16 protein-coding genes are annotated in these 13,034 nt (G+C 45.9%); 3 read left to right on the top strand and 13 right to left on the bottom strand.

From position 1 onward, the window contains the following. Positions 1-10 precede the first annotated feature (10 nt). The 6 genes from ybgF to tolQ form a co-directional block, all read right to left on the bottom strand. The gene (ybgF, locus tag ICN31_RS10375) at positions 11-742 is read right to left on the bottom strand and encodes a tol-pal system protein YbgF (RefSeq protein ID WP_216261215.1); all 732 of its coding nucleotides are present in this window, start codon (positions 740-742) and stop codon (positions 11-13) included. Continuing rightward, the gene (gene pal, locus ICN31_RS10380) at positions 743-1,255 is read right to left on the bottom strand and encodes a peptidoglycan-associated lipoprotein Pal (RefSeq protein ID WP_216261217.1); all 513 of its coding nucleotides are present in this window, start codon (positions 1,253-1,255) and stop codon (positions 743-745) included. It lies immediately after the preceding gene. Between the two features lie 149 nt (positions 1,256-1,404). Next, positions 1,405-2,715, bottom strand: a complete 1,311-nt coding sequence (gene tolB, locus ICN31_RS10385) for a Tol-Pal system beta propeller repeat protein TolB (protein WP_216261219.1) — start codon at positions 2,713-2,715, stop codon at positions 1,405-1,407. Positions 2,716-2,718: 3 nt separating this feature from the next. Continuing rightward, positions 2,719-3,528, bottom strand: coding sequence for a cell envelope integrity protein TolA (gene tolA / locus ICN31_RS10390; protein WP_216261222.1), 810 nt, complete (start codon positions 3,526-3,528; stop codon positions 2,719-2,721). 29 nt (positions 3,529-3,557) lie between these two features. After that, a complete protein-coding gene (locus tag ICN31_RS10395; RefSeq protein WP_216261223.1) occupies positions 3,558-3,980 on the bottom strand; it encodes an ExbD/TolR family protein in 423 nt (140 codons plus the stop codon). 2 nt (positions 3,981-3,982) lie between these two features. After that, positions 3,983-4,639 carry a protein TolQ gene (gene tolQ / locus ICN31_RS10400; RefSeq protein WP_216261225.1) on the bottom strand — a complete coding sequence of 219 codons (657 nt, stop codon included), beginning with the start codon at positions 4,637-4,639 and terminating at the stop codon, positions 3,983-3,985. A gap of 76 nt (positions 4,640-4,715) precedes the next feature. Between tolQ and glyA the strand changes: the two genes are divergently transcribed. Both glyA and nrdR read left to right on the top strand, forming a co-directional pair. After that, positions 4,716-5,960 (top strand): serine hydroxymethyltransferase, encoded by a 1,245-nt coding sequence (glyA, locus tag ICN31_RS10405; protein WP_216261227.1) that lies wholly within the window; start codon positions 4,716-4,718, stop codon positions 5,958-5,960. A 28-nt stretch (positions 5,961-5,988) separates the two neighbouring features. Next, positions 5,989-6,435: a transcriptional regulator NrdR gene (gene nrdR, locus ICN31_RS10410; protein WP_216261229.1), complete on the top strand. Its 447-nt coding sequence runs from the start codon at positions 5,989-5,991 to the stop codon at positions 6,433-6,435. Positions 6,436-6,459: 24 nt separating this feature from the next. Here the strand turns inward: nrdR and ICN31_RS10415 are convergent, their stop codons facing one another. From ICN31_RS10415 to ICN31_RS10445, 7 genes are all read right to left on the bottom strand, one after another. Beyond that, on the bottom strand, positions 6,460-7,431 hold the full coding sequence (locus ICN31_RS10415; protein WP_216261231.1) for a GDP-mannose 4,6-dehydratase: 972 nt from the start codon (positions 7,429-7,431) through the stop codon (positions 6,460-6,462). A 1-nt stretch (position 7,432) separates the two neighbouring features. Further along, a complete protein-coding gene (gene adk / locus ICN31_RS10420; protein WP_216261233.1) occupies positions 7,433-8,098 on the bottom strand; it encodes an adenylate kinase in 666 nt (221 codons plus the stop codon). Between the two features lie 120 nt (positions 8,099-8,218). Continuing rightward, complete coding sequence (kdsB, locus tag ICN31_RS10425; RefSeq protein ID WP_216261235.1) at positions 8,219-8,977, bottom strand: 3-deoxy-manno-octulosonate cytidylyltransferase; 759 nt, start codon at positions 8,975-8,977, stop codon at positions 8,219-8,221. Between the two features lie 24 nt (positions 8,978-9,001). Next, positions 9,002-9,181, bottom strand: coding sequence for a Trm112 family protein (locus ICN31_RS10430; RefSeq protein WP_216261238.1), 180 nt, complete (start codon positions 9,179-9,181; stop codon positions 9,002-9,004). 87 nt (positions 9,182-9,268) lie between these two features. Beyond that, complete coding sequence (gene lpxK, locus ICN31_RS10435; RefSeq protein WP_216261240.1) at positions 9,269-10,351, bottom strand: tetraacyldisaccharide 4'-kinase; 1,083 nt, start codon at positions 10,349-10,351, stop codon at positions 9,269-9,271. Positions 10,352-10,371: 20 nt separating this feature from the next. Continuing rightward, complete coding sequence (locus ICN31_RS10440) at positions 10,372-10,839, bottom strand: biopolymer transporter ExbD (RefSeq protein WP_216261242.1); 468 nt, start codon at positions 10,837-10,839, stop codon at positions 10,372-10,374. Next, positions 10,836-11,468 carry a MotA/TolQ/ExbB proton channel family protein gene (locus tag ICN31_RS10445; protein ID WP_216261244.1) on the bottom strand — a complete coding sequence of 211 codons (633 nt, stop codon included), beginning with the start codon at positions 11,466-11,468 and terminating at the stop codon, positions 10,836-10,838. The genes ICN31_RS10440 and ICN31_RS10445 overlap by 4 nt, the downstream gene beginning before the upstream one ends. A 314-nt stretch (positions 11,469-11,782) precedes the next feature. Here ICN31_RS10445 and xseA point away from each other — a divergent pair, with 314 nt between their 5' ends. Next, the gene (gene xseA, locus ICN31_RS10450) at positions 11,783-13,000 is read left to right on the top strand and encodes an exodeoxyribonuclease VII large subunit (RefSeq protein WP_216261246.1); all 1,218 of its coding nucleotides are present in this window, start codon (positions 11,783-11,785) and stop codon (positions 12,998-13,000) included. Positions 13,001-13,034 lie beyond the last annotated feature (34 nt).

Here is a 13,034-nt window from a genome sequence, read left to right on the forward strand (position 1 = left end):
CTAGTTGATATTACTTAGTAGTAGCCAGAAGTTGCTGTGCATCTTTAGCCGCTTCAGTATCGGGATACTTGGAAACGATTTCAGCAAACGTTTTTCTAGCAGCTGTTTTATTGCCACTCTCTAGTTGAGAATTACCCAAGGTGACCATTGCCGCAGGAACGCGGGGGTGATCAGGATATTTTTTAATCAGGCTTTGCAATTGACTGATTGCACCAGCGTAATCTTTATTGGCATATTTACTATTTCCGCCCCAGTAAAGTGCTAATGGCAGGTAAGGACTTTTAGTGTACTTTGCCGCAAATGCAGAGAAAGCTTCACTCGCTTTTTTCAGATTACCCGCCTGAAATGCTTTTAAGGCATCGTCATAGGCTTTTTTCTCCTCAGGCTGGACTATCCCACTGACGCCTTCAATCGTGATTGAGCGTGGCTCAAAATTACCTAGGCGATTATCTAAATCTTGGTAGTAGGTTTTTTGACTGGAGTTGATGTCTTCGCCTTGCTTCTGAAGATCTTCAATTTTGCCGCGTAGTTCAGCGTTATCTGCTTTGAGCTTTTCAATTTGGCCTTGCAACTCCAGTTGGGTCGTGGCAAGTGTCTTACGTAGATCTAGGATGGCCTTACGCGCTTCATCATCCGAGAAGAGGGCCCAGGCGCTATTCGATGTGCTTAAGCAGATGAGGGCAGCACTTAAACAAAACGCTCGTGAGAGCGTTTGTTTTGTAGAAGTGAAAAGCATCTTCATTTAGTTGGTAATGTAAACAATGTCAGCGCGGCGGTTTTCTGACCAAGCTGCTTCGTTATCACCTTCTGCCTTTGACTTTTCTTTGCCAAAGCTGACAGCTTCCATTTGCTCATCCGATACGCCCATCAAGTTCAATGATTTACGTACTCCATCAGAACGACGTTGACCCAGTGCCAAGTTGTACTCAGCAGTGCCGCGCTCATCGGTATTACCTTGAATGATGATCTTCTGTTTTGGGTTCGCTTTTAAATAGCTTGCATGCGCAGACAACATTTTTTGGTATTTAGTCTGCACGGTGTACTCGTCAAAACCAAAGTAAACACTTTTCTCGAAGAGTGGGCTCTTTGGGTCATTCCATGGCTGTGAGCCAAAGTTGCCACTACCACCAGTACCACCACTGCCGCCAGCGCTATTAACGTCATCTAATTTCACGCTAGAACAAGCTGCTAGCAAAATTGCAGTTGCTCCGATCAAGATAAATGTGGCGGCACGGCGTGAGAGAGAAATCTTCATGGTCTTTCCTTTTCTTACAAGCTAATTCAATAACCCAGTCAATATCTGAGTCTATGGACAATATTATGCCTCTAAGAGTATGAAAAGTAACGATTTCACCCTAAAAAGGGGATGCTAGAAAGGTTTTATGGATTAGGGTCGAGTAAGACTTAATCCATGAAGGGCCCCCAGGATGGCTGACGGACATCTGAACCCGGAATGCTCAGAACTTGTTTGGAGTTTCCATCAACAGAGACAGCGGCTAGTACACGTTTGCCATTGACCTTAGTGGAGTACAGCACATAGTGACCATTGGCGGCAAAAGAGGGAGACTCATCGCTTGTGCCATCAGTTAAAGCTTGCGCATCACCAGTCGCTAAATTCAGAATGTAAAGGCGATAGGCGCCACCAATATTAGCGATATATGCCAAGAACTTTCCGTCTGGAGAGATGCGTGGTGACGTTATAAAACCTTGTTTGTAAGTAACTCTCTTGACACCTTCAGCTTGTTCGCCTTCAACACTCATGCGATAGATCTGTGGATTGCCACCGCGATCGCTTGTGAAGTAAATGTAACGACCATCGGCAGAGTACTGTGGCTCGGTATCAATAGTATTGCCACGAGTTAAGCGCTGTAAGCCTGTGCCATCTGCATTAATACTATAGATTTGGGTATTGCCATCTTTTGAAAGTGAGATAGCCAGTTTTCTACCATCAGGTGACCATGCTGGCGCGCTGTTATTTCCCTTTTGATTTGAAAGAGCGATGCGACGACCAGTTGCTAGCTCATGAACATAAATCACTGGCTTGCGATCTTCAAAAGATACATAAGCCACCTTCTTGCCATCAGGCGACCATGAAGGAGAAATGATTGGCTCGCCACTATTCATGGCATTGCGAATATTCTGGCCATCTGCATCGGAAATCACTAAGCGATAGCGCTTGCCATCCTTGATGACGTACGACAGGCGGGTTGAGAATATGCCGCGTTCACCCAATAATTTGAGAACAATATCATCAGCAATTTTGTGGGCTACCGCACGCAAATTGTCGGCGCTTGAGTTGAGCTTTAAGCCGCCCAAACTTTCAGATTTTCGAATATCAAATAATTTGTATTGAATCTCGAACTGCGATCCACTCGATTGCACAACCGAACCAACTACTAAAGCATCAGCACCACGTGCAGCCCAAGATTTGTAATTCGGTGTGCCTTCATCACCCTCAGTGGCGTTGCCATTTTCAGTATTCTTAAAGTAACCGCTACGTGCTAAATCTTGGCGAATGATTTCAGTAATACTGATCGGTAACTTTTGCTCATCTTTAAAGCGCATGACAGCGATGGGGTAGAGCGATTGACCAACACCAGTAATCTCGATATTCATCTGAGCAAATGCTGGGGCAGATGCGCCAATCATTACAGTAGCTACAACCGTAATGAGTAGTAGAGATCTCGAAACAATTCTTTTGATCAACTGCAGCATGCATTAGTCCTTAGGTTTAAAGGTCAGCTTTACTTCGCGTTGTGGAATTTTGCCATTGTCATCTTTTGGCAAGCTTTCTGCACGAGATAAGGCTAGCAAGACCGCACGATCCCAACTGGTATTGCCGCTCGATGTGAGGACGCTTGTACTCAAAATAGAACCATCTGGAGCTAGGGTCACCTGAATGACTGCCGCAGGATTGCCGCTGACTGATTCCGCATTAAACACAATCAATGGCTTTACTTTTTTAATGACCTTGTCAGTCCAGCCTGGGGGCGCATTACCACCTCCACCCACACCGCTGCCAACCGTACCTCCGCTGCCACCCTCAGCTCCTGCAGCTGCTCGTAGGCGGGCTAATTGATCAGCACGCACTTTTTCCGCTGCGGCATTGGCTTTCATTTCTGCAGGAGTAAGCGCTTTGGGAGCTTCAGCTTTTTTAGGCTGCTCTTTTTCCTTCTCCTTTGGCGGAGGAGGTTTAACTGTTTTTGGAGTCTCTTTCACTACTTCTTTTTTAGGAGGCTCTTTTTCCACTTTCTTTTTCTTTACTGCAATGTCAGCAGCCTCTTCTTTGGCTACCGTTTTCATTTCTGGTTCAGGTGTGCTTTGTACTTGTGGCACAGAATCCCATAACTCCACTTCAACTCCAGAAGGAGTGCTGTTATTCCAGCTAATACCGATGACCAAAAAAGCCAGCAGGCCTAAGTGCGCAACAAGTGAAAGACTGAAGGCGCGTTTAGTGCTTTCTGCTTTTGTGAGACGCCCCCGATTAAATGGAGAAAGGCCTGGCTGCAAACTTTGGGCGCTATTCATGGATAAATAAAGAGAGCTCTCAAATTACTTTATTGACTCTTGACTGCAAGACCAACGCGTTTGACACCGTTTTCTTTGAGCTTAGACATCACATCCATGACCACTTCGTACTTAATGGATTTGTCAGCTGCTAGCACAACAGGTTGCTCTGCAGACTTTTCTGCTTGTGTTCTAGCAAATGCTCCAAGCTCAAAGCGGTTAAGGGTTTGAACCGGCTCACCATCTTTGCGCACGATGACATTTTCATTGGCATCAATCGTTAAAAAGACAGGAGGTAATGCCTGCACCTTAGCTCCGCCAACAGTAGGCAAATTGACGACACCAGGATTGACCATCGGCGCTGTAACCATGAAGATCACCAGTAGTACCAACATCACGTCGATGTATGGAACGACATTAATGTCGGCCATGACTCTACGTTTTCTACTTCTCCCTAGTGATGATCCAGCCATGCTTATTTTCCTAAGCCTTGACGCTGCAAGATATTAGTAAATTCTTCGATAAAGGTTTCAAAGCGAATCGAGAGACGATCAACATCAGTAGCAGCGCGGTTATACGCAACCACTGCAGGAATCGCTGCGAATAAACCAATTGCTGTTGCAACCAGTGCTTCTGCAATACCAGGCGCTACAGCCGCTAAGGTAGCGTTCTGAACGTTTGCTAATCCACGGAAGGCATGCATGATTCCCCATACGGTTCCAAAGAGGCCAATGTAGGGTGACACAGAACCGACAGACGCTAAGAAAGGGAGGTTGGCCTCCAAAATATCCATCTCACGTTGGTAGGTCGCTTTCATGGCGCGACGGGCAGCATCGATTTCGCGAACTTTCATGAACTCTTGCATACCAGCTTCAAAGATATGTTCAAGGACGGCATCACTGCGAGTATTACGCTGGGCAGACTCTAAAAGGGTATTGAGGTCCCCACCAGCCCAAAAGTCACGCTCAAAGCGTTCAGTATCGTGTCTCACCCCTCTTAAAACAGCTGTTTTCTTGAAAATAATGGTCCAAGAGGCAATGGACATCCCTAGTAATAACAACATTACCAACTGGACTAATAGGCTGGCATTGAGGATAAGGGAGAGAAAGGAGAGGTCTTGTGTAGTGGTCATGGTGGATTTTGTATGATGTAGGTTGATTTTACTAAGTTAATTCACTCAGCAATCGAACTTCATCAGGATTATCACTATGTTTGACCGTCAAAACACTTTAGCCAAAACCGACCCAGACTTATGGGCAGCCATCCAGAAGGAAAATAAGCGCCAAGAAGACCATATTGAGCTTATTGCCTCTGAAAACTATGCCTCACCAGCAGTAATGCAGGCACAAGGCTCTCAGCTGACCAATAAGTATGCTGAAGGCTATCCAGGCAAGCGTTATTACGGCGGCTGTGAATTTGTAGACGTTGCTGAGCAATTGGCGATTGATCGCGTCAAGGCGCTGTATGGTGCTGAGGCAGCAAACGTGCAGCCCCATTGCGGTGCATCTGCGAATCAAGCCGTTTTCTTGGCATTCTTAAAACCCGGTGACACTTTCATGGGCATGAGTCTGGCAGAGGGCGGTCACTTGACTCACGGCATGGCCTTAAACATGAGTGGTAAATGGTTTAACCCAATTTCCTATGGCCTCGATAAAAATGAAGCGATTGATTACGAGCAAATGGAGCGTTTAGCTCGCGAGCACAAACCGAAATTGATTATTGCTGGTGCATCTGCATACTCTCTCGTGATTGACTGGGAGCGTATTGGTAAGTTGGCCAAAGAAGTTGGTGCCATTTTTATGGTGGATATGGCGCACTACTCTGGTCTGATTGCTGCTGGTGTTTATCCAAATCCAGTACCTCATGCTGACATCGTGACATCTACAACCCATAAGAGCTTGCGTGGCCCACGTGGTGGCATCATCTTGATGAAGGCTGAGCATGAGAAGGCGATTAACTCTGCGGTATTCCCAGGCTTACAAGGTGGCCCTTTGATGCATGTGATCGCTGCTAAAGCTACGGCATTTAAAGAAGCGCAAGAGCCAAGCTTTATCAATTATCAAAAACAGGTGATTGCGAATGCCAAAGCATTGGCTGAGACATTAATCTCACGTGGTCTACGAATTGTTTCTGGCGGCACAGATTCACATGTGATGTTGGTGGACTTACGCGCTAAGAAGATGACTGGTAAAGAAGCTGAGCGAGTTTTGGGTGATGCGCACATTACTTGTAATAAGAATGGCATTCCAAATGATCCAGAAAAACCAATGGTGACAAGCGGTATTCGTTTGGGTTCACCAGCAATGACAACACGTGGCTTTAAAGAAGCTGAGGCAAGACAAGTGGGTAACTTCATCGCTGATGTTTTGGATAACCCAAATGACGAAGCAAATATTGCTAAAGTGCGCGCGCAAGTAGCTGAGCTAACTAAACGTTTCCCGGTGTACGGTTAACCTAAAGTACTAAAGAAAAGAGCCCACATTGCGCTGCCCTTTTTGTCATAACGAAGATACCCAGGTTCTTGATACCCGGATGTCAGACGAAGGCGATACCATTCGTCGCCGTCGCCGTTGTGCCAAGTGTGACAAGCGCTTTACAACCTATGAGCGCGTTGAATTAGCCCTGCCAGCCATTGTAAAAAAGAATGGTAGCCGCGTTGAGTACAGTCATGACAAGTTAGCGGGCTCTATCAAACTGGCCCTCAGAAAACGCCCAGTCTCATCAGACTCTGTAGATGAATCCATTGCCAGGATTGAAGAGAAGCTATTGAGCCTTGGTGAAAAAGAAATCCCCAGTGAGCGCGTAGGTGAGCTGGTCATGCGAGAACTCAAGCGCTTAGATAAGGTGGCCTATATTCGCTTTGCTTCAGTCTATAGAAGCTTTGCAGATATCGAGTCTTTTGAGACCGCGCTCAAAGAGTTGAAGTAGCTTAGCTACTGCACTACTGATTTTTTAGCGCTGATATTTCTTGGCTTGCTCAGCACACATCATCTGAATTACCCCATCAATATCAGTTGGTTTTTTCCAGCCCAATACCTTGATTGCTTTTTCGGGGTTGCCAACGCTAGAAGCAATTTCATTGGGACGAAAGAAGCTCGGTTCAATCTCAATGTATTTTTGCCAATCTAAATCAAAATATTCAAAAGACTTAGCAACAAAATATTTCAGAGATTCTTTTCTACCAGTAGCAATAACAAAGTCATCTGGTGTATCGAGTTGCATCATGAGCCACATCGCCTCGACATATTCTGGTGCCCAACCCCAGTCACGTGAGATATCCAAGTTACCCAATTGCAGTTTGTCGAGTTGACCCGCTTTAATTTTGGCAGCACTGGTAATAATCTTTTGGGTTACAAAACGCTCAGGGCGTAAGGGTGACTCATGGTTGAACAAGATTCCAGTGCACGCGTGCAGACCATAGGATTCGCGATAGCTATTAATTAGCCACTTGGCAGTAGATTTAGCCACAGCATAAGGGCTGCGCGGTGCAAATGGAGTTTGTTCATTAGCAGGAGTATCGCCAGTATCACCGAAGCACTCGCTTGAGCCAGCATTGTAAAAACGGACTGGTTTATTCAGAAGGCGAATCACCTCCAAAATGTTGAGCGTACCAATGGCAATGCTCTCAATCGCTTCAACGGGTTGATCAAATGAGAGGCCTACTGAGGTTTGACCTGCCAGGTTATAAATCTCATTGGGATCAGCCTGCTGTATTGCATTAAACACGCTTCGAAAGTCGTTAATCGAAACAGAAATTAATTTGACTTGATTGCGGATGCCAAGAGTATTGAGATTATTGAAAGAAGAGGCCATCACATCGCGTGATGAGCCCGTTACCGCATATCCTTTGGATAAGAGATGCTTTGCTAAGTAAGCGCCATCTTGCCCTGTAATGCCGATGATTAATGCTTTTTTGACTGTCAATTTACTTGAGTACTGCAAAGATAGAAGCGGTGATGTTATCTACGCTACCGGTACCATTTACCTTGCAATAAGCAGGCGCTTTTACTTTATCAGCGGAATTGGCTTGCGCAGCCCAGGAGGAATAGTACTCAACCAATGGACGGGTTTGATCGTTGTATACCTGGAGACGTTTACGAACGGTTTCTTCTTTATCGTCATCACGCTGAATTAAATCATCGCCAGTCACATCATCCTTACCAGCCACTTTTGGTGGGTTGAACTTAATATGATAAGAGCGACCTGAAGCAGGATGAACGCGACGTCCACTCATGCGATCGATGATGGCATCAAATGGCACGTCGATTTCTAAAACAAAGTCGATTGGCACACCAGCATCTTTCATGGCTTGTGCTTGTGGAATGGTTCTTGGGAAACCGTCAAATAAATAACCCTTACTGCAATCGGGCTGCGTTAAGCGATCTTTGACCAAGCCAATGATGATGTCATCTGACACTAGACCGCCAGAATCCATAATTTTTTTGGCAGCAATGCCTAGCTCTGTTCCTGCTTTGACAGCGGCGCGCAACATGTCGCCGGTGGAGATTTGCGGAATGGCAAATTTTTCACAAATAAACTGAGCTTGAGTGCCCTTACCAGCACCTGGTGCTCCAAGCAGGATTAACCGCATTATTTTCCCCTTACAAGATCTGTCATTGTCCCGTGTTTTGTCGGGATCCTTTATCTTTGATAACTAGGATTATCCCCGAGAAACCCATCGAAAGATGGAGGTTGAACTTTAGCTGCTTCCCTAAGCCTCAAGTAGCCTTCTGACCCGCTCTAGGTCCTCTGGAGTGTCTACGCCTGCTGGAGGTGCCTCTGTGGCAGTGTGAACTGCAATCTTGTAACCATTCCAGAGGGCACGAAGCTGCTCTAAGGCCTCTGCTTGTTCTGGGGGTGCAGGCTCTAAGCGCATATAGGCCTGCAAAAAGTCAGCTCGGTAGGCATAAATACCCAGATGACGTAAATGCGCTATTTTCTGAGTGCTTTGCGAGTCTCTCACAAAGGGAATCGGCGCTCTTGAAAAATACAAGGCCTCACCAGCGCGATTAAGAACAACCTTGACCACATTAGGATTATTAATTTCAGATGCATCGCTAATCGGTACTGCAATAGTCGAGATAGCGCATTGGACATTGTTAGCTAAGGTTTGGGCAACTTGATTGATGAGTTCTGGTGGAACAAGTGGCTCATCACCTTGTACGTTGACAACCAAGGCATTGGCTGGCAGTTTAAGTAACTGCGCTACCTCAGCTAAGCGATCAGTGCCAGTAGGATGATCAGCGCTAGTCAGTAAACACTCAATCCGGTGCTCACGACAAGCCGCCTCAATCTCTGGCGAATCAGTTGCCACTACTACGCTTTGTGCAAGCGATTGCTGGGCGCGCTCTGCCACTCGAACCACCATGGGTTTGCCGCCAATATCAGCCAGTGGTTTGCGTGGCAATCTGGTAGAGCCCAGTCTTGCGGGTATGACTACCAAGAATTCTGGAGTTTTATGGGCGCTCATGCAAAAAAAGATTGAATCAATTATTTAGAGAACTTCATCGGCGCTAAGGGCGCGAGCTTCATCTACTAACATGACAGGCACATCATCACGAATAGGGTAAGCCAAGCGGTCAGCTTTACAAATGAGTTCGTTCTTGGCGGCATCGAGATGCAAAGGACTTTTGCATAGAGGGCAAACCAAAATTTCCAATAAACGTTTATCCATGATTTTCTAAAGTATTAAAAGTAAAAGCTTGGTGCAATAGGGTTTGCTCAGTTTAGCGCTTTAATGAATTTAACTTAGAAGAAGGTTTTATAAGTTATAGCGATGCGGGTCAGGCCGCTGCAAAATCGATTGCATCCAGTCTACCAAGTTATCTGGCAGATTCAGATTCATTGGCACTACCCAAATGCGCTGATCCTGAATAGCGGAGCACTTCACGGCGTCTTTTTCGGTGATGAGGATGCATTGACTCTGGATATCATTAAAAAACTCCGCGGTATAGCTTGCGTGATCTGGTAGTGGGATCGATTTGCCAGTAATGCCTTGTTTTTGGAGAGCATCAAAAAAACGTTTTGGGTTACCAAGTGCAGCTACCGCACTAATTTGGTTTGGCAAAAACTGTTCTGCAATTTGTGCAAGCGTTTGAGTATTAGCTAAATTATTGAGTTGATATGGGACCCCCAAAGTGCCTAGCAAAGTAAATGCACGTCGACCCACAAAATATTCTTCCAATAAGCCACTCTTATTGCCACCCATAGACTCGGTCAATAAAGTGGCATCACGTCCGCGATCGGCAGATTCACGAAGTGGCCCTGCTGGCAAGAGAAAGCTATTGCCTTCACCACGACTATCTCGTACTACCAATTCAATATCGCGACCACCTTCTCGTGCAGGCCAGCGCGACAGCCCGCTATGTTGTAAGCCATCGTCGCTAATGATGACGTTGACACCAGGTGAGTGCTTGAGTAATGCCTTGATACTTTGCCGACGTTTTGGAAATACCCAAATCGGAAATTGATCATGAGTACGTTTTGCAATCAGAACGGGCTCATCTCCCACTTGCATCGGATCTGAATCGCTCCGTACTTGAGTGGGGGATATTTGAGTAGACCCATAGCCTCTGCTGATAATTCCAGGGCTCCATCCTAGTTGCGCTAGGCGCTGCGCAATTGCAATCACAATAGGCGTCTTACCTGTGCCGCCCACCCGAATATTGCCGACGATGATGATGGGAACTGGTGAAGCTTGATGATTGCCCACCCCTAAGTCGTAAATGAGTTTGCGAATTCTCAAGACCAAACCGTAAACCCAGGATAGTGGCCAGAGCAATAGAGCCGTAGGCCCTCGTCTTTCCCAAAATCGGGGTGCTTTACGAAAAAAAGAAAGTGCCATAAAAGTATTATTCTCGAGACTTACTTTTTGGTTTGGCTGCTAAAAACAATATTAGATAGATTAGCATCACGCGCCGCTTCAAGAGCGCTCATGACAGCTTGATGCGGCGCCTTTGCATCCGCATCAATATTGATTTGAATATTGCTGATGCCATCTTTTGCAGTAGCGCCTTGATTACTCAGTTGCATTAATGCGTTAGTCAATTGACTACGATCAGTCACCCTGCCATTGATCGCAAAGCGACCGTCACGACTGACTGCAATGTGTACTTGTTTATTGTCTGCCGCACTCTCACTTCCGTTAGCAGTAGGTAGGGTAATGGCCAATTCTTGATAACGAGTAAAGGTGGTGGAGATCATCAAAAAGATCAGCACTACCAATAAAACGTCAATAAAGGGAATGAGATTGATTTCTGGTTCGGCAGAAACGGGAGCAGTCCCGAGAGAAAAACTTCTCTTAGACGGTGAGTGCAAACTTAACCAGCTCATTGAGGTGAAGCAGGATAGAGTTTTTTAAATAACTGGCGCGTGAACTCTTCGCACTCACGTTGACGCTGGTTCGCAATAGCTTTTAATCCACGCCATGCTGCAAGTGCTGGAATAGCAATGAGCAATCCAAAGGCAGTGTTGTAAAGCGCAACTGAAATTCCATGAGCCAATTGTTGTGGGCTACCGGCGCCACTGATGGCACCTTGACTACCAAAGATTTCGATCATGCCAACGACAGTGCCAAATAAACCTAATAAGGGAGCGATGGTGGCAATCGTTGCCAGAATCCCAAGGTAGCGATCCAGTTTGAACCAAGTCATTTGAGCTACTGCTTGGAGCTCTTCTAGGGCTACTTCAGAACTGCTGCCATTGAGCTTCTCTTTTAATACGCAGCTTAATAAGGGACTTGCTGGAGAGAGATTGGCTAGATCACCAATCTGCTCATCAGAGGGCTTATTGTCTTTAAGCAATTGATTGCAAAGACTAAAAGCAGTTTCTAGGCAACCTTTGGGGAAAATATGGATTTGGCGCAAATACCAGCTACGTTCTAGAACAATAGCTAAGCCAATAATCGAAATAATCAAAAGAGGCCAAATAGGCCAGCCAGCGGATAGTAAGATTGAGTACATAAGCTCAGTACTTTAGCTGAATTAAGAAGCCTGTTTCAGAAAGCTAGCCTGTGGATAACTCTGTGCAAAACTTTTTAGAGATAGCGCTCTAAGTCCTTGATTGATGGTACGAAGGGTAAGAATTGGCCTAAAAACATCGGGTTGAAGCCAAAAAATTCGCTATATAAATCAATGACTTATTTTTTAGCTGTTGGATTAATGAGACGTTTTGGGTCAGTAATTACTTACTTTTAGCTACTAGACTAAGGGCGTATATGCTTCTGTGGATATTTATTGCCGTCTAGACCAAGCGGCGCTGTGAATAAAGAGAAAAAATGTCTGAAATATCAAGGGAAATTCTGAGTGTTGGCGATCTAAACCGCGCCATTGCTGCTTCTTTAGAAGATCGATTCGATACCGTTTGGGTTAGCGGGGAGATTTCCAACTTCAAGGCTTATGACAGTGGGCACTGGTATTTTTCACTCAAGGATGAGGAAGGGCAGATTCGCTGCGTGATGTTCCGCGGTCGCAATGGTCAAGTTGGCTTTATGCCTCAGTCAGGCGATTTGGTGGAAGTGAGCGCCAGCTTGGGAATGTATGTTCCCAGAGGTGATATCCAGCTGACTATTCAAACGCTGCGTCGCGCTGGTATGGGCGGCTTGTATGAGGCCTTTTTAAAACTCAAAGCCAAATTAGCCAAAGAAGGTTTATTTGATGAAGAGCGTAAACGTGAAATTCCGACGCATCCTAGATCGATTGGCATCATCACTTCACCGCAAGCTGCTGCATTAAAAGATGTTCTTTCAACTTTAGCAAGACGCGCACCACATATTCCGATTGTGATTTATCCAACACTAGTGCAAGGACCTGATGCACCTGCCGGAATTATTGCGGCACTGAAAGCTGCACAAAAAGAAAATACTGTCGATGTCATTTTGCTGGTGCGCGGTGGAGGCAGTATTGAAGATCTATGGGCCTTTAACGATGAGCAACTTGCTTATGCTATTGCAGCTTCACCCATTCCGGTTGTGAGTGGTGTGGGTCATGAGACTGATTTCACGATTGCAGATTTTGTAGCAGACCTACGGGCGCCAACACCAACGGGCGCAGCAGAGTTAGCAGCCCCACGCAAAGATCAACTCTTGCAAGAATTAGATGCGATCAAGCAAGCTTTACTCCAGCGCGTGAATCAACGGGTAGAACGTGAAGCGCAAACACTTGATCAATTAGCGCTAAGACTGAGGCATGCCTTGCCAAATCCCGATCGGATGCGCGAGCAAATCACCAGTTGGCAACTACGCTTAAATCAAGCGTGGTCAGTACGCATGGAAAACTGGAAGCGCAATCAATCACACCATCAATCGCAACTGGAGATGCTCAATCCCCAAAGAACACTCGAGCGAGGTTATGCAGTAATCCTGAGTAAAGATAAGGAGAAATTGCAGGCAGTACGCAAGCCCAGTGAGCTTAATACCGAGCAGGGCTATCAAGTGCAATTAGCAGAAGGTCAGGCAGAGGTGACGTTTGCCGAGGTGACGGGTAAAGGGTTATAAATTCAAGTTTGACAAAACGTACGTTTTTACGTAC

Origin of the sequence: Polynucleobacter sp. UB-Piko-W3 (assembly GCF_018881635.1) — a bacterium.
Taxonomy (GTDB): domain Bacteria; phylum Pseudomonadota; class Gammaproteobacteria; order Burkholderiales; family Burkholderiaceae; genus Polynucleobacter.